Consider the following 17,219-nt stretch of genomic DNA (forward strand, 5'->3'; position numbering starts at 1 on the left):
ATATCGACGGCAAGAATCCTCGCCAAGAGAGCCGCATGAGTGCTAGCTTGAAAGGGCTCGGCTTACGCCACCGGCATGAGATGTGTCGGCCTCCGGCCTAAGACTGCAAATCACGCAACTTATACATCGCACGTCCCTTGCGACTGGTAAGTTCCAACGCGACCATCGTCGCCAGAGTGCGTGCCTTGGCGAATCCTCAAATCTCGTCGCTGGGGATGTACTCGTTCATCGGCACGTCGCTGGCGTGGCCGCTTGGGGTCATCAGGGCTTGATAGGTGCGATAGTCGATCGATTCAAACACAAAGCGGACGCTGCCGTCGGCCATCGCCATGTTCACTCCGCCTGTGTGCAGCGATGATGGACGGGCGACATCCGCCATGTTACTCGCGGTCATGGTTAGATTGTACGTGTCACCGCCGTTGATCTTGTGTAGAGGCTGCGGCGCCGGAGCACCGGCGAACAATTGTTCGTCTTCGAAGTGCCACACACTGCCTTGCAAGTAACGTGATTCCACCGGATAGACCGTGACCTCTTTTCCGCCGACCGTCGAGATGGCGGTCAAGTGATCCGTGTTGCCGGTCAATCGAGTCAGGTGCCAAGGTTGGGCTTGATGATTTTCGCTGTACAGCATCGTGCCGGTCGCACCGTCGCGAAAATCATCGGTGCGAATCCGCTTGCCCGTCGGCACAAGCGACGTGGGATTGCCAGGATCAAATCCGGCGTAGCGATTGGTGAACGCGCCGTTCGCCTTGGAGATGGATCGTTCAAAGTTGACGGTATGAGTTCCGTCGCTTGGTCGTGTGTAGGTAAAGGGAAACGAATCGACATGCATCCCAGTGTTGGCGATGTAGTGATTGATTCCATGGCGGGCCATCGTGCCGCTGGCGCTAGGACACTGATAGAATTCGACATTCGACGCTGCAATCGTGCTGTAGCCTTCTTCGGTTGCAGGTCGCTCGCCAGCCCCGTCGGACAACAACGGATACCGATCCAAGCTCCAGCGATCATACAGCGGTTGACGATCCATTTTGGCGAGAATCGCAACCTGCCATCCGCCGATCTTCATGTGACGAGGAACGTTGCCGCCGTAGCTGCCGGGATCCGCAGGATCCATGCCGCCAGCGAACTCGCCAAACTGTTGAACATATCCCGGCAACGTGTCGTGACTGGTTTGATGGTTGATCGTCGCCATCGCGATTTGTCGTAGCTGATCGGCACATTTGGCTCGGTTCATGCGTTCTTTAGCAGCGCTAATCGCGGGCAACGATAGCGAGACCAGGATTCCGATGATCGCGATCACGACCAAAATTTCGACCAGCGTGAATGCGTCTCGACGGACGCGGTGAACTGAGAGCCGAATTCGCATCACAACACCTTTTGCTAGTAAATAGAAGAGCCAGAAAAGAGACGATTTTGCCGTCGATAGAACGGCAGCGGTCCGAGAGCTCTAGCTACGAGATTAGCAAATCAACCACGCCGAGTCCAAGAAAATGACGTTTCCGTCTTAGGAATCTTTCTCCCCTCGTTTGGAGGGTGGCTGCTGATATTGCTCTGCGGGCGGTCAATCCAGTAGGCTCGCGGTCCCGCCATATTGACCACAGCTAAACAGCTTGGAGCCCACCGATGCCAAATCACTCAATCTCGCCAAATGACGTTATTTCCAGGCCAAAAGCCATTTTTTGTTGGCAAAGTCCTGTTTGCTACGCATTGATTGCATTGCTGATCGTGCTTGGATTCGCTCCTGCGGCGAAATCCGAGATCTTGGACAATCCGCTCGGGATCACCTTTCACAGCGAAGATCGCTCGGTTTCGTTCACCAGTAAATTTCCTGGGGGACGGATGAACGAGTGCGTCCAAATCGCTGATGATGATTTTGCCGTCACGATCCAGCCCGAGTCGGATCCGATCAACGACAGTGCCTGGTACGCGTTCCGAGTCAACTCGACCGAAGAGCGGACGATTTCGGTACGACTAAAATATGTTGGCGGATCGCATCGCTACGATCCCAAGATCAGCCGTGATGGAAAGACTTGGGAGAGTGCTCAGCATCTGATGGCCGATCGACATCCTGCCGGAACCGAAGTGCGACTAAAAATCCCGGTGGATGGCAAGCCGTTGTGGGTGGCAGGTCAAGAACTGCTAAGCAGCGGGACGGTTGCCAAGTGGACTTCGGATCTGAGCCAACAACCGCACGTCAAGCGATCGGTGATTGGCAAATCGGTGCAAGGACGTCCGCTGTACCGGTTGGATATTACGGAGACCGATCACCCCGACTTTGTTTTCATCATCGCGCGTCAACATCCACCCGAAGTCTCCGGTGCGATTGGGATGATGCATTTCGTCGACGCATTAACGTCCGACAATGATTTGGCGACATCATTTCGCAAACGCTACTGTGCCGTCGTCGTGCCGACGGTGAATCCCGATGGCGTGGCGCTGGGCAATTGGCGATGCAATGCAAACGGAGTCGATTTGAATCGTGATTGGATGCACTTTACCCAGCCCGAAACGCGTGCGTTACGCAACGAGATGCTGAAGTGCCGTAGTGCTGCCGATCAAAAGTTGTGTCTGTTTATGGATTTCCACAGCACCTATGACGACGTGTTTTACACGCCACCTCGTGATGCTGATTTGTACCCCGCGGGATTCACTGACAATTGGCTCTCGGCGATTCAAAAACGGTTTCCCAACTACCACGTCAACGGCGATGACAATCATCACGCCCATCGTTCGACCAGCAAAGCTTGGGTTGCCGATACACTGGGCGTGACCGCGATCACGTATGAATTTGGTGATGAAACCGATCGTGAAACCATCCGTCGCGTCGCGAGTGGTTCGGCCGAAGAAATGATGAAGTTGTTGTTGGCGCTACCGGAGACGGAAGCTCGGGTGGCGGCGGCGAAGGTCGCGATCAAGCAATAACAATCTTTTGGCGATAACGACAGGCTTTTGATGAGTGATCCATCGCAAACCACCCAACTGCTGCGTCAATAATCAGCCGGAATTCGCGGTGAAACAGCTAGTTTGAAGGCGGGCGACCCTTTTTGGCATCACAGTGGTTATGCTATTGCTCTGTGAAAGCTACCAAGAACCTGCCTCCCAAAAATCCCTCCGCTACGGTGACGCCCATGCCTCGATTTTCGCGTTCCATCACCCCCCATTGTTTCGCATTGTGTCTGGTTTGTTCCAGCATTGCGGTAAACGCCCACGCACAAGAAACCAAGCCGGCGTCCACTGAATCCGCATCCGCCGTGCGGGCCTTCATCGACGATGACGGACCAGGCTGGCGATCGCTGAGCGAATCCGATTTTACGCACGTCAACAGTGCGGCGGACACGTGGTCATGGAAGGATGGCGTTTTGCACTGCACCGGGCGGCCCGTCTCGGTGCTGCGAACGACCAAGCCGGTCAAGAATTTTGAAATGGTGGTCGAGTGGATGCATGAACGATCCGCCGGAAACTCGGGTGTTTTTGTTTGGACCACTCCGGCGTCGATCGAAAAACTCACCGAGGCGGGGAAGCCCGGATTGCCCGCGGGGATCGAAGTTCAGATTCTCGATCACGGTTATACCGAGATGCGAAAATCGCGAGGCCAGAGCTATGATTGGTTTGGTACCAACGGAGATGTCTTTCCGGTCAGAGTGAAAATGACGCCGTTTCCACCGCTATCGCCTGATGGCAGTCGCAGCTTCCCACGCAAACATCTTGCCAAAGGACATGGCCATTGGAATCACTATTACATTCGCGGCATCAATGGCGAAGTCCGACTGTGGGTCAACGGCGAAGAGGTTTCCGGAGGCACGGGGATCGAGCCCGCTGAAGGTTACCTTTGTCTAGAAAGCGAAGGATCGCCAATCCAATTTCGCAAACTCCGCATTCGTGAGTTGCCCTAACCGCTCGTCGCAAATCGAGTTCAGCTTTACGCACTCTCTCTGCTCGCTACTCAAACCTATTCACTTGCAACCATGACGCTATTGAAGCAAAGCACCGTCGGAATAATATGTGACGGGTTTTCCCGTAGCGGAAGTCGTCAAGACTTTCGTTTTCCAGGCTGGTCGAAACTCTTGACGACTTCCGCTACGTCAGAAATGACTCCGAAGGTCCTAAGTCCGTTCTTGCTGGTCGCCTTGTTTGCGATGTCCGCGGTTCCAGCCGTCGTGTCCTCGGCGGATGACGTCTCGTCCGCCGCGGGGCGTTTGGCGACAGGTCTTCAGTCGCAAGGCATCCAGCCGACCACGGCTGACTTTCAGGGATATACGCAGTACAACTTCAAACTGGACGGAGTGGACTGCAAAATTGTGAGCCCCAAGCAAGCGGCCAGCGGAAATCCTTGGGTTTGGCGAGCCCGGTTCTGGGGGCACGAACCCCAGTTTGATCGTGCGATGCTCGAGCGTGGTTGGCATGTCTGTTACTGCGACGTCGGAGGACTGTTTGGTGCTGATCCTGCAATCGAGCGTTGGGATGCTTTTTATTCGCTGAGCCAAAAGCTTGGACTGAATGCGAAACCGTTTCTCGAAGGCATGAGCCGCGGGGGGCTGATCATCATGCGATGGGCCAGTGTGCATCCAGAGCAAGTGAGCGGCATTTATGCGGACAATGCCGTGATGGATATACGATCATGGCCGGGCGGCAAAGGAACCGGCATCGGTGCCCCACGCGAATGGGAACGCTGTTTACAGGCATATGGGATGACGGACGAGCAGTCGGCGTCGTTCGAAGCGGGGCCATTGGATCGGCTCAAGCCATTGGCGGAGGCGGGCGTTCCGATCTTTGCGTTAATCAACGAAGCCGACAATGTTGTTCCGCCATCCGAGAACGGAGATCGGTTGGTCGCCGAGTACAGAAAGCTTGGCGGTAAAATCGAAGAAATGCGTCGGCCAGGACTCGGGCATCATCCGCATAGCTTGAAAGATCCGGCACCGCTCGTGGCCTTTGCCCTCGCGGCCGTTAACGAAGTGCAGCATTCGCTGTTTATTGCCGGACCGAGTTTTACCGGGATCTTGGACGAGCAAGGCAACGAGATCTGGAACGCGGGGAAACCGGCAGCGCGTGACGGTTTCGTTCTGCCCAACGGCAATGTGTTGATCGCGTGGAAAGACGTCGTCAAAGAATTAACTCGCGATCACGAGGTTGTATTTCAGTATCGCAAGTCCAACGAAAATGCAGAGATCGGCACCGTCGAGCGACTCGAAAATGGCAACACGCTGATCACCGAATTGGGTAAGAAACCACGGCTATTGGAAGTGGCAAGTGACGGCTCGTTGGTTGTCGAGTTCCCGCTGCAGCCAGAAACCGATAACGCGCATATGCAAACGCGGATGGCTCGAAAACTGCCTAGTGGCAACTACCTCGTTCCCCACCTGTTGGCATTCAAAGTCAAGGAATACACCCCGGCGGGAAAGGTGGTCCACGAAATCAAGACGGACCTTGAATCGCTGGGCGGACGGAAAGCCGAGAACTGGCCGTTCACGGCGATCCGGCTTAAAAATGGAAACACCGTGGTCACGTTAACGCACGGCAACAAAGTCGTGGAATTCGGTCTCGACGGAGAAGTGGTTTGGGAGGTCAACAATGATGACTTGCCCGGTTCGCCGCTGGTCGATCCCTGTGGCGCCCAGCGTCTACCTAACGGTAATACCGTGATCGCAAGCTACGGTGCGAAAAAAGGAATTAAAGTGCTCGAGGTGAATCCGGCAAAGCAGATCGTATGGAGTTACGATGGCAAGCACCGCGCTCACGAGATTCAGGTCTTGACCACTAATGGTCAGCCGATCGCCGGACCCCCGATGAAGTAGACGCCGCTGCATGCCCCCCTCTGCCCTGCCCTACCCTCTCCTTTCACCCACCGAGTTCCATCGATGAACCGAATTGTCTGTTTCCTGTTTCTTTCTCTTGCTTGTAATTTCCTGATGGCCGATCAACCTTTCGATGAATTGAGCATCCAGTACACCGGCGGATCGTATGACAACGAGACGTTCGAGTACCGCTTGATGAAACCTGAAACGATCGAACCGGGAAAGAAATATCCGCTGGTATTGTTTCTACATGGTGCGGGCGAACGAGGCGACGACAACACGTCGCAACTGAAGTATTTCCCGACGGAGATGGCCGGCGAAGCGAATCGCAAAGCGTTTCCCTGTTTTGTTTTGGCACCTCAGTGCCGCAATGAAAAAAAATGGGTTGATGTCGATTGGAGCGATCATGAGGCGACCGCGATGCCCGAGTCGCCATCGGATCAAATGCAAGCGGCGATTCGAATGCTCGAGCGGACGATCGCCGAAAAACCGATCGACACATCGCGTGTCTACCTGACGGGGTTGTCGATGGGCGGTTACGGTTCGTGGGATTTGACCGCACGGCATCCCGAGTGGTTCGCTGCGGCGATCATTGTTTGTGGCGGCGGAGATGACACGCAAGCGTCAAAGCTTGTTGGTCTGCCGATTTGGGTTTTCCACGGCGATGCTGATAGTGCGGTACCGGTCCAACGGTCTCGCAAGATGGTTGCGGCGATCAAAGACGCCGGAGGCAAGAAGATCAAATACACTGAATTGCCAGGCGTAGACCACAACAGTTGGGACCATGCCTATTCGCAAGATGCCGGCGCGATCAAGTGGATGTTTGAGCAGGCGAAAGCCAAGTAATTCAAACTCCCCCGTAGTGGATCTTGCTAAAGATCCTTCACATCTCCGGTAGTGGATCGTGCTAAAGATCCTTCATGCGGGATCCCTGACGCGGGATCTTTAGCAAGATCCACTACGGGAATGGTTCAACTTCTGCTAGTCCTTCGGAGTCGTCGATGCAGTGCCGGATTGGTTCAGGTACAGATTGACATCGTGCGTGGCACGACCGCCCGCCAAGATATCGATTTTGCCATCGCCGTTAAAATCTTCGCACCACAGATCCTCGCATGCCATCATCGGGTCGAGCGTCGTGCGAGACCAATGTTGGCCGCGATCGTCATCGGCTTGATAGATGAAAATCCCTGGGCCTTTGACCGGTCCGGTCCCTGGATTGCGGTACGCCGCGATGATTTCGTCCGCCCCGTCGCCGTCTAAATCGGCACACCAAATCGCATGGCCTTGCGAAAAGGTATCGTCCAAGACGATGCGTTGCTGTTTTTCATCGGTGACGTCGTTGCCGATGTAAACCACCACTTGGTTGCCGTGCATCGGTTCGATCGTGGCGATCAACGAGGTGGACGGAGACAGTCGTCCGGTTTTTACTTCGCCACTGCCCTGCTCTGCCGGTGAATTGCCTGCGGCGCCTGATGCAATCCGTGTGACTTGAAATCCGTTTGCTTCATTCTTGCGAATCCACGTGATGCCTTCTTCGCTGGCGGTCAACGTTTGCTCCGCACCCTCATCCTCGGTCGGCGGCAAGTGCCAGTGGTTGTGAGCGCGGTTCAAGCTGCCGTCGATGACGATCGGTTTCCATGGACCCGATTCAGGATCGCTGGGGATCGGAAACGCCATCAACCGGATACCCGAACCTGAGCTTGCATTGAGTGGCGAGACGACAAGCTGTTTGCTGCCACGGCCTAAGACGTCGGCCCACCGCATGCGGTGCGTCCATGGTTCGGATGAGATATCGAACACTTGCCAAGGTTCGTTCAGCGTATCGCCACGACGCAGCCAGTGGAGGGTGCCCCCATTTTTGGGCCACCCTGCGCCCAAGGCAAAATCGACCAGTCCGTCGCCATCGATGTCGTGAGCCGCGATACAGACGTGATCTTTGGGCACCGCATCTTTGATCATCGAGTGGCGTGTCCAGTTTGGATTTTGGTACCACACCGCTTCGTTTTCACTGATCGCGACCGCATCGGGTTCCCCGTCATCGTTGACATCCGCCGCGATCACGGCGTAGCAGACGTTGCCGATTTTTGCATCGAGCACCACTTTTTCGAACGAGGGAGCTTCGGCGTGGATGGAAGTCGTCACCAAGGCTGCAGCCGCAAACGGCATCAGAAATCGGTTGATCATGAGGATCTCGGGGAGACGGGGCGATGGCAGGAGGGGGGAAAGTTGTATGCCTATCATAACCTGTCGCGTGTCTATTCGGCGGCGTCGTCGTAGATCGGCAAATGGCGGTAATAGACTTCGAGGTTCAATAGGTTCATCGTCGTCACGTACAGCCGTCCTCCATGGGGACTCCAGCGATCTTCGACCGGCAACATCGGGTGCCAACTGCCCGCCTTGGATCCTTCTTTGATTTGGCTCTCTAACAACAGCGGGTTCAGATAGTCATTCCATTGGTCCCAATATTTGCCACCCATGTGGAACATCACTTGGGTTGCGTAGTACCAGTAATAACCGTCACGCAAAGGCCGGTCACGGGTTCCCATTTCCGGCGGTGCTTCCAACAGGTATTCGGCCGCCGATTGCATCGCCTCGTTTTCGCGTTTCCAACCCGAGTACATTCGCATCAGCATCCCCACCGCGGTCATTGTATGCGTCGGTGTTCGACCATGGCGTTGCGACGGAGTGTTCGAGGCAAATGGGTTGTAACGATAGCGATCAGGACGCGATTCACTTTGCTGAGCGAAGTCAAGCCAGCGATCGATGCCTTTGTAGACATTATCGGGGATCTCTAGTCCCGATAATTCGCCGCTTTTAAGCGCCATCATCATCCATCCTGAAACGCTCGTGTCGCTGCTGACCTGGGCGGCATAACGCCACCCGCCATAGCGAGCATGTTGGGTGTTGGCAATGTAATCGATGCATCGTTGGGCGGGTTCTTTGAGTTCTTCGTCTTGAGTCATCCCATACGCTTCACACAAAGCCAAGGCCGCGATGCCATGGCTGTAGAACCCCACGTTGCGGTCGCTAAGCGCGTTCTCGCTGCGATACAGGTCGCCATTGGTTTTTTGATTCTTGACCAAGAACGCGATGCCGCGGGCGACGGTGTCAGCGTATTGATGCCGCTTGTGAGTGTAGCCGGCGCCTTGAAACGCGAGCAGCGACAATCCCGTGGCTGCCGTGTCGCTTTCCAGCAGGACAGGCTCGCCATGTCCAGAAAGAGACCAACTGCCGTCATCGTTTTGGTTATCGGCGAGATACGCCAATCCGAGTTCGATGGCTTCTTCGGTCGCTGGACCGACCATCCCGGCGGGCGTCGGGGCGGCACCGCCTTGGGTTCGCATCACGCGACGGTTGAACGATTCGACCGCAGCAATCTCGGTCCCCTCGGGGGTCACGGGGCCACCGACTTCACGACGCTTTCTTGGCTGATCTGCAATCTCAAGTTCCCCGATTTCAGGCAAATCGTTGGACGGCACAATGCCGGCAAAGGAATCGGGGCGATCCGCGAGTCCGGCAATCGATTCCCGCATCATCACATCCAGACTCGGACCAAATTCGGTGTTCGGAGACGTGATCGGGGACGGAATGCTCGAGGACGCTTCGCTACGTGACCGGCTGACGCTGTCATTCTCGCTGCGGTCGCTCATCGCGTCGCTGGGGACCGAGTCGTTTGCGGCCGCAAGCGATGCCATTTCGCCCGGAATTGTCGGCACGCCAACCGGAGCAAACTCGTTGCGATCGCCTCGGCTCGAGCGGTCCGGTCGCGCTTGCGACGAACCGCCCTCGCCCACATCGGGAACTCCCATCATCGCGGACAAATCTCGCCGCATCACGTTGCTTTGGCTTGCCGAGGCGGACGTGGGCGACGGCGTGCTCATTGCGTCGGCACTGTCGAGCGGTGAAAGCTGAGCCCCCGCAGTGTTGCCGCTACGTTGGAAGGGAACATCCACCGGCGAAAGCATTTGATCGGCCGACTTGCTGATCGATGCCACTGCGACCGATTGAGGTGCCGGCGCCGCGCCGGCGGGCGGTGCGGATGCCGTGGGCGTCGTCCGCGGACGACTGCGGCTGGTTAAACCAAGATCACCTACCGTCGGCATCGCTTCGGAACGATTTCGGGCGGCCGAGGCAACGCGTTGCGCTGGCGGCGTTGGCTGCATCTTCGTCGGATCCGGTGTTACGCTCAACTGCGGAGCGGACGAACGCGTCGTTTTTCGTGGGGTCGCTTCGGCGATTTTGCGTTCCGCCGCATTGGCTTCGGGCTGCTTCATGGCTTCGCTGTCTACCTTCGGCACATCGGGCTGCGTCGTTTTGGGTGAGCTCAGTTTTTCGCTCGATTTTTCGCGTCGAGCCAGCTTCGAGGGAGAATTGGCCGGGCGCGGTTGCGACGGCGATGGCTCTTGACGCTTCATCAAGAACTTTTGCATCGGACGCGGTTCGATTTCTTTGGGCTTAGGCATCTCCAGTTGGGGTGCCGAATGAGTAACCGGCGGCAATTGCCGCATCTCTTTCGGTACCACGCGGGATGCCGTTTCGACCTCGACCGGTTCGGACCAATCCGGGGTGACCGCGTCTTCCTTAGGCGTTTGAAACAAATACTCGGGGACCGTTTTGCGAATCGGCGACCGCTCGGGTTTGACCCCCGCAACGGGCTCAGGAAAAAATTGGCTAAAGATGACCACGTGCACTGCCAAAATCAGCAGCATCAAGTGGATGAAGACACTAAATAGAAATCCAACCTGAATCGATTTGCGAACATAATGCGAAACCAATCCACGCAGCGCGAACGACATCCCCAGGGCAATTAACGGGACGGCAACGACATAGGTGTAGGCATTAAAGATCCATCGTGGATCGTCAAAGCGAAGCCGCGTCGCGATCAAATACAACACCACCGACGACAACGCGACCAACCACACATCCAGTGGCCACATCGCATCGCCGGACTCTACAGACCGATTCGGTGGGGGAACCGGTCGGTGCTTCGGCAGAGGTTTAGGACGGTTCACTTTGCTGCAAGGGTCCGAGGGAAAATGGTTTTTCGAAAGTGCAGTACCACATGGGCATCCGTGGATGACGCTTTGCCGCTATTGATCAGGTCCATCGGTGGTCGTGACCGAGTAGTCACTGATTCCGGTTCGGTTGCATGCATCCATCACGCTGACGACCGGCTGGAACGCGGTCGCACGATCGGCCCGGATCACCACCGTTTGGCTGATTGGGTTCGCTGCGACGGCATTTTTTAATAGTTCTTGTAACGCATCCAACGTCGTTTCCTGGCCGCCGACATAGATCGTGCCTGCCGGGTTGATATCGATCACAATTTCACGAGGTTTGCTCGTCATCGGCACCGCGCTGGTCGCAGTCGGCAACGAGATGTCGATCCGTCGCTCTTGTTCTTCAAACTCGCTGGTGACGAGAAAGAAGATCAGCAGCAGAAACACGACGTCGATCAAGGGCGTCAAGCTAAGCGTTCCGGCGACAGTCGATTTTTTGATTTCAACAGCCATGGCTCGTTCTAATTTGCCTCACTTCGCACCTTCGGTGGCACCGGAGGCGCAGGCGGACGCGTCGGTTCCGAGTTCATCTTGGCTCGCTCGATGTTGTGCAGCATCCCTTGATTGTCGAGTCTTCGGCGACCGACAAAATGAGCCATCCGCGGGGTAAGATCAAAGGCGACTTTTTCAATCTGATTGAACAATTTCGCCAGTCGGTTTTCGAGGTATTGAGCAAAAATCGCGGCCGGGATCGCCACGATCAAGCCCGCCAAGGTGGTGACCAGTGCCGTGTAGATCCCCTCGGATAATTGTTCGCTGCGGCTGCGATCGGCCGTCAACGTGGTCGATTCATGAAAGGCGACAATCATGCCCCACACGGTACCCAGCAGTCCCATCAGGGGCGTCGCTGCGGCAGCCAGGTTGAGCCATCGGATCGGGGCGGCGTGACCATCAGCTTCACGCTGAATCGTTTCTTTGACGGCATCTTCGATCTCGCCAATCGGTTGCCCGGTTCGCAGCAACATCGTGCGGATTGCGGTCGCTGCAGGGGAGGGAAAATCGTTGCAAGTGTGAAAGGCAATGTTGGGACTAAAGTTTTCCGCTGGCTCGGAGATCGCGTACAGTTCGTCGACCAACGTGCGGGGGATAATCTTGCTCTGCCGCAACGTCAACAGCCGCTCGGTTGCCAGCGCGACGACCAACAGACTCATGATCCCAATCGGGATCATAAACCGGCCCCCGCGACTGATCAGCGACAGCAAGTCAATCGACGACGGTTCCGCGACCGCGGTATCCGCAGCAGGGTTTTCGTCCTGCATCACCGACTGAATCTCCGCTGCGTCGAAACGCATCTCCCCCGCGTCTTGGCTGTGCAGGACAAGAGTGTCAAGCGAGAGCATCACGAACATGGCAACCACCGCGGCTAACGCGATTCGGTGCAGTCGATTCGGATTGTGATTCGTAAAATTCACTACTTTTTCAAAGCCTCTAATTGCGTTTGTGCTTTTCCCGCCAGTTCGTGCTTCGGATGTTTTGCGACAACATACTGAAAGAAGTTAACCGCGAAGTTTTTTGATTTCTGTTTGGCTGCCGCTGTGCGAGCTTGCTGCATTAACAGTTCGCTGCATCGGCCAGCTTCGAAGCCGCTTTTGGCTTGCCAGTTTTTGATCGATTCGGGAGCCTGTTCGGCACCAAAGCCGTACATGACTTTTTGGAATTCGGGGATAGCGAGGTCGAAACGTCGGTCTGCGAAATGGATCTCGCCGATCATGAATCTTGCTCGTGCCGCGATTTCGTTGCGGTAATTGTCAGCGACTTCAGCGAACCATTGCAGCGCCTTTTCGTTGTCACCGGTCTGTTGATAAGCAAATCCGGTTTCATAAAAGACCTGAGCCAGATACTGAGTCGAGGGAAAGCGACCGCGAAGTTCATCGTACCACTGGATCGCTTCGTCCCATTTTTTTAGTTGAGCGGCGCTCTGGCCTCCGTGCAGCAGCACCAGTTCTCTGGCTTGGCGGTCCGCCGTATCCCGCACCGTTTTCGCGGTATCATCATTCGCTTGGATTTGCTTGCGTGCGACCTCAAATCCGCGAAGTGCTTTCTCGTAATTCCGTTCGTTAAAGCGGCACTCGCCCACCATCATCAAGGCGTCGAATCCGAGTGAGCCGTCGGGATGCTTTTCCGCTTGCTGCTTGAACGCATCCTCGGCTTTGTCAATGTTGCCAGCTTTAAAGTGCGACCAACCGAGTCGATAGAATGCTTTCTCGGACAGTTCCGAATCGGTGGTGTTTTTTGCGGAGGCCAGAAAGTACTTCGCCGCTTCGGGCCAATCTTTCTTCTCGTAATAATTTTGGCCGACGAAGTAGGCCGCCTCACCCGTCAACGAGGTGTTCGGGGACTTGGCAATGAGTTTCGTAAACGAATCCACCGCCGCCTGCTGTTTTCCTGACTCGCGATACGACCACCCTAACTCGTACAAGACTTTGTCCAAATCGGGATAGTTGGGGACTTCGGCCACCAGTCGTTCGAGCCGTTTGGCCGCTTCTTCGGGCTGCTTCTCTTTCTGGTCAATGAGCGCTAATTCGTAGAGCACGTGACCGAGGTTCATCCCTTTGGGCTCGAGTGCCAGATAGGCTTCGAGATCCCGACGCGCGGCATCCATTTGATTCAAATTGCGTTCCGCGATGCCTCGTGCCAACAACGCTTCGCCGCGGATCGCGTGGCCCGCGTAATCGCTGAGCAGCGTGTCAAGCGACTTCATGGCATCGTTGTATTTGCCGTTTTCCATCAACAGTTGAGCGAGACTGTAATACGCATACGGCATCAAGCCGGGATCGGCACCCGAAGCAATGATCTCGTTGTAATACTCGATCGCCTGCTTTGCATTCTGTTGCGTGCTGGCGAGTTGAGCCAATTTGAAGCGTGCCTGATCCGCCATCCGGCTATTCGGATCTTCTTCGATAATCGTGCTCCAAGCGGCTTGAGCCGAGCGGCTGTCACCAGAGGCAAACAAGGCTTGGCCCGACATCAGCAGCGCTTCGGACGCGCGAGGCCAACTCGGATCCGCTTCGTGACTGGCGCGGAACGCCTTCGCGGAATCCGCGGCGTTGCCTGCCATCAAATAAGCCTGGCCGAGTAGCAATTGAGCTTCGGCACGCTGTGATTTCTCAGGCAATTGGTCCGCTTCTTTCTTGAGCATCGCAATCGTCTCGTTCGTTCGCCCGGCCGTATTGAGTGCCGTGGCGGCGCGTACAATCCAGATTGGACGCTGCTGCATGTCCCCTGGGTCCGAATTTTCAACCAATTCCTTGAACAGACCTGCGGCCCCAGCCGCATCCCCCAACAGTAACTGGCTCTCGGCTTTCACAAAGCGAACATCCGGAGCGAGTGTGTCGCTGGGGAATTTTTTCAGAAACTCCGTCGCCAACTCAATCGCGTGTTGGGATTCGTTCAACTGCAGAGCCGAGAATGCCGCGTTGTAGAGAGCGCGTGGGGCAAGCTCGTCGTCCGGCGCGTCACGATACGCTTGCTCGAACGCATCGAGTGACTCCTTCAGCGTGTCCGGGTTCATCGCCAACGCTTCCGCCAAATCCAATTTCAACGACGCGACAAACTTGCCTTCGGCCGCCTTGTCGAGTTGTTTTTTCGCGATCGCTAACGCAGTGGCCGCATCCCCTTTGCCAAGATGGATTCGCGCCAACCAATGTGCCGCTTCGGTCGATGCTTCCGGATTGTTCTGTTCTAAAACACGCTCGAACCGCTTCGCCGCTTCGTCGGTATCGCCACTTCGATAGGTGCTCTGCGCCGAGGCAAGCGTTGCTGACGCGGTGTACGGCGAATCGGGGAAATCGTTTAGCAGTTGTTCGTACTTCTTGGCTGCTTCGCCTGGCTTGTTCGCCTGTACCAATGCGAATGCTTGCCGGAATATCGCATACGACAGATCTTCGGCATTGTCGGTCGCTTTGATTGCAGCATCAAACGATTCGATCGCCTCGCTGTAATTCTTCTTCATGATGGCGGTGTCGCCGATCCGCAAATGCACGTCGGTGACTAAATCGCTCTTTTCGCAGCTGCCCAAGAGTTGACGAAACGATGCCACGGCGTTGTCAAATTGGTCAAGCTCTTCATAGGCAACGCCTCGTGCATACAACGCGTCGCATCGCAGCGGAGATTCTTTCGCGGTGGGCAGTGCCAACAATTGGTCGTAGTTTGCGATCGCCTTTTTGGCATCCCCCAACCCATAAGCCGCTTCGCCACTGTAGAACAAGGCACGATCGAGGAATGCACTTTTGGGAAATTCTTTTCGCAGTGTTTCAAATGCTTGAATCGATTCTCGCAGCCGATCTTTGTCGCGATTGGGGGCCTCGCCAGCGGCCGAATAGAGGCACCATCCGCGATTCACCAGGCTCTCTTCGCGTAGTTCGTAATCCGAGTCCTTCAGGGCACGAGCAAACGCGTCCGAAGCGGCGACGTAATCCGGATTCTCTTGCTGCATGTAACAAACGCCCAAAAAGTGAGCCGCCTTGGACACCATCGGGTCCTGCGGGTACTCCTTCAGAAAACGTTGCCAATACTCGATCGCTAGCTCAAGAGCGCCGTTGGTTTGGAAATTCGCGGCGTCCGCGTAGGCTGCAATCGATTCTTCGGGGGATTCTTCCGCCCAAACACGTGCACCCAAACAGCTTGAGCCCAACAGTGCAATGCAGGCAAACCAACCCAAGATGGGTTGGCGATAAGAATCAATCCTAGAAAAATCGATTCGGAACAGGCTTAAGCGGACCTGCGTTTTCAACACGAACATGACCCCCCCGGATGAGCGTAGGTGTTTCAGCAAACGGTGATTCAGCAATTTGTCGAACGGTGCGAGCCTGTTATTAAAACGAGAACCGTGCGATCCCGTAAACGACTAATTCTAACGAGATGGCGTCACAGGCGATAGTTTCACGATCAAGCCCACTACAGTTTAACAAGAGGCCCGATTTGGTAGCATCCGTTCAATCTGGAAACCCTTCCTACTCGTCACTTTTGTGCTGATTCCCATGCTCCGTGCAATAACTTGCCGAAAGGATAAGGTGTCAGCCAAATCGGCTCGATCCACCGATCGCGGTGGCTCGATGCTGTGGAAGTTAGAGCAAACGGAGGCTCTCGGTGACGATGGCAATGAGGCTGCTTTGCTCTGCTGGCGGTTTAACTGCCCGTGCGGCTTGTTAGCGGTAGGTCGCGTTTTGGCTGGGTAGTTGGGGGTGGATAGGGGCAGTGGGCTGTTCACCCCGATACGCCAAGCGAAGCTTCGGATACACTGAACGGCCGCTGCGTGACTTTCTTCTTGCGAACTTTTTCTTCTCTTTTTAATGATCGGATCAACGGTGAGTGAACTGACTTCGGTAATCACGGGTGGTGCGGGGTTTATTGGTTCGCATTTGACGGAATCGCTGCTTTCGCAAGGACACCGCGTGATCGTGGTCGATGACCTGTCGACCGGACGCAAGAACAATATCGAAGGGCTGCTGGATAATCCCAACGTCGAGTACATCGAAGGTTCGGTCACCGAAGAGTCATTGGTCAACGAGGTCGTCGATCGCGCGGACCGGGTGTATCACTTGGCGGCAGCCGTCGGCGTCGCGTTGATTGCAAAACAGCCGATTCAAACCATCGAACGCAACGTCTATCCCACTCAATTGATTTTGAATCGCTTGGGTGAACGAGCGAGCAACGGCAAATTTGTTCCTTGTTTCATCGCCAGCACCAGCGAAGTGTATGGCAAAAACCCAAAAGAGGTTTGGTCCGAAGAAGACGATCTGGTGTTTGGTGCGACGACCAAGCCGCGATGGAGTTACGGCGTTTCCAAAGCGATCGATGAATTTTTGGGCCTCGCTTTCTACAAAGAAAAACAGTTGCCCGTCGTCGTCGGTCGCTTCTTTAATGTCGTCGGCCCACGTCAAACCGGAGCCTATGGGATGGTATTGCCGCGGTTTGTCGAAGCGGCGCTGCGTGGGGGGCCGCTGGTGGTTCATGACGATGGCCATCAAGTGCGATGTTTTGCCCACGTGGACGATGTCGTCCGAGCCGTTTCGGATTTGGTCAACAAGCCGGATACCGCTGGCCGCGTCTATAACATCGGCAGTGATGTTCCCGTCTCGATTTTGCAGTTGGCCCAACGAGTTGTCGAGCGTGTCAATCCGAAAGCAACGATCGAGTTCCAAACCTACGCCGACGCCTATGATGATTCGTTCGAGGACATCCGTCGCCGCGTTCCCGATCTGACCCGGATTCGCGAAGCGATCGGTTACGCACCGACCAAAGATCTTGACGGGATCATTGACGCGGTCGCGAAATACCAATCCTCGCTCTAAAAGTCTCCGAACTTCTCACTGCCACCTCATCGCTGCACCCCCACTCTCGCTTCCAGCTATACTCATCGGTC

The 17,219-nt window shown here is 55.6% G+C and carries 11 protein-coding genes; 5 read left to right on the forward strand and 6 right to left on the reverse strand.

Translation table 11 applies throughout. From position 1 onward, the window contains the following. Positions 1-196: 196 nt before the first annotated feature. Positions 197-1,366: a DUF1559 family PulG-like putative transporter gene (locus ABD971_RS31500; protein ID WP_339936731.1), complete on the reverse strand. Its 1,170-nt coding sequence runs from the start codon at positions 1,364-1,366 to the stop codon at positions 197-199. 257 nt (positions 1,367-1,623) lie between these two features. On the opposite strand from ABD971_RS31500, the gene ABD971_RS31505 reads away from it, so the two are divergent. The 4 genes from ABD971_RS31505 (at position 1,624) to ABD971_RS31520 (ending at position 6,641) form a co-directional block, all read left to right on the forward strand. Beyond that, positions 1,624-2,922, forward strand: coding sequence for a M14 family metallopeptidase (locus ABD971_RS31505; protein WP_345327704.1), 1,299 nt, complete (start codon positions 1,624-1,626; stop codon positions 2,920-2,922). Positions 2,923-3,128: 206 nt separating this feature from the next. Beyond that, entirely contained in the window at positions 3,129-3,893 is a 765-nt protein-coding gene (locus tag ABD971_RS31510) for a 3-keto-disaccharide hydrolase (RefSeq protein WP_345327705.1), read from the forward strand. Positions 3,894-4,088: 195 nt separating this feature from the next. Then, positions 4,089-5,795 carry an alpha/beta fold hydrolase gene (locus ABD971_RS31515; RefSeq protein WP_345327706.1) on the forward strand — a complete coding sequence of 569 codons (1,707 nt, stop codon included), beginning with the start codon at positions 4,089-4,091 and terminating at the stop codon, positions 5,793-5,795. 63 nt (positions 5,796-5,858) lie between these two features. Further along, positions 5,859-6,641: a carboxylesterase family protein gene (locus ABD971_RS31520; protein ID WP_345327707.1), complete on the forward strand. Its 783-nt coding sequence runs from the start codon at positions 5,859-5,861 to the stop codon at positions 6,639-6,641. Positions 6,642-6,776: 135 nt separating this feature from the next. On the opposite strand, the gene ABD971_RS31525 is transcribed toward ABD971_RS31520, so the two are convergent. The 5 genes from ABD971_RS31525 to ABD971_RS31545 form a co-directional block, all read right to left on the reverse strand. Beyond that, positions 6,777-7,979 carry an FG-GAP repeat domain-containing protein gene (locus tag ABD971_RS31525; RefSeq protein ID WP_345327708.1) on the reverse strand — a complete coding sequence of 401 codons (1,203 nt, stop codon included), beginning with the start codon at positions 7,977-7,979 and terminating at the stop codon, positions 6,777-6,779. A 71-nt stretch (positions 7,980-8,050) separates the two neighbouring features. Then, entirely contained in the window at positions 8,051-10,732 is a 2,682-nt protein-coding gene (locus ABD971_RS31530) for a hypothetical protein (RefSeq protein WP_425571403.1), read from the reverse strand. 153 nt (positions 10,733-10,885) lie between these two features. Beyond that, on the reverse strand, positions 10,886-11,308 hold the full coding sequence (locus tag ABD971_RS31535) for an ExbD/TolR family protein (protein WP_339936745.1): 423 nt from the start codon (positions 11,306-11,308) through the stop codon (positions 10,886-10,888). Between the two features lie 8 nt (positions 11,309-11,316). Further along, entirely contained in the window at positions 11,317-12,267 is a 951-nt protein-coding gene (locus ABD971_RS31540; RefSeq protein WP_339936747.1) for a MotA/TolQ/ExbB proton channel family protein, read from the reverse strand. Further along, positions 12,267-15,596, reverse strand: coding sequence for a tetratricopeptide repeat protein (locus tag ABD971_RS31545; RefSeq protein ID WP_345327710.1), 3,330 nt, complete (start codon positions 15,594-15,596; stop codon positions 12,267-12,269). Before ABD971_RS31545 ends, ABD971_RS31540 begins: the two co-directional genes overlap by 1 nt. A 565-nt stretch (positions 15,597-16,161) precedes the next feature. On the opposite strand from ABD971_RS31545, the gene ABD971_RS31550 reads away from it, so the two are divergent. Next, positions 16,162-17,148: an NAD-dependent epimerase/dehydratase family protein gene (locus ABD971_RS31550; RefSeq protein ID WP_339936750.1), complete on the forward strand. Its 987-nt coding sequence runs from the start codon at positions 16,162-16,164 to the stop codon at positions 17,146-17,148. The last annotated feature ends 71 nt before the right edge of the window (positions 17,149-17,219 follow it).

The sequence above is a fragment of the Novipirellula rosea genome (assembly GCF_039541335.1).
GTDB classification, from domain to species: domain Bacteria; phylum Planctomycetota; class Planctomycetia; order Pirellulales; family Pirellulaceae; genus Novipirellula; species Novipirellula rosea.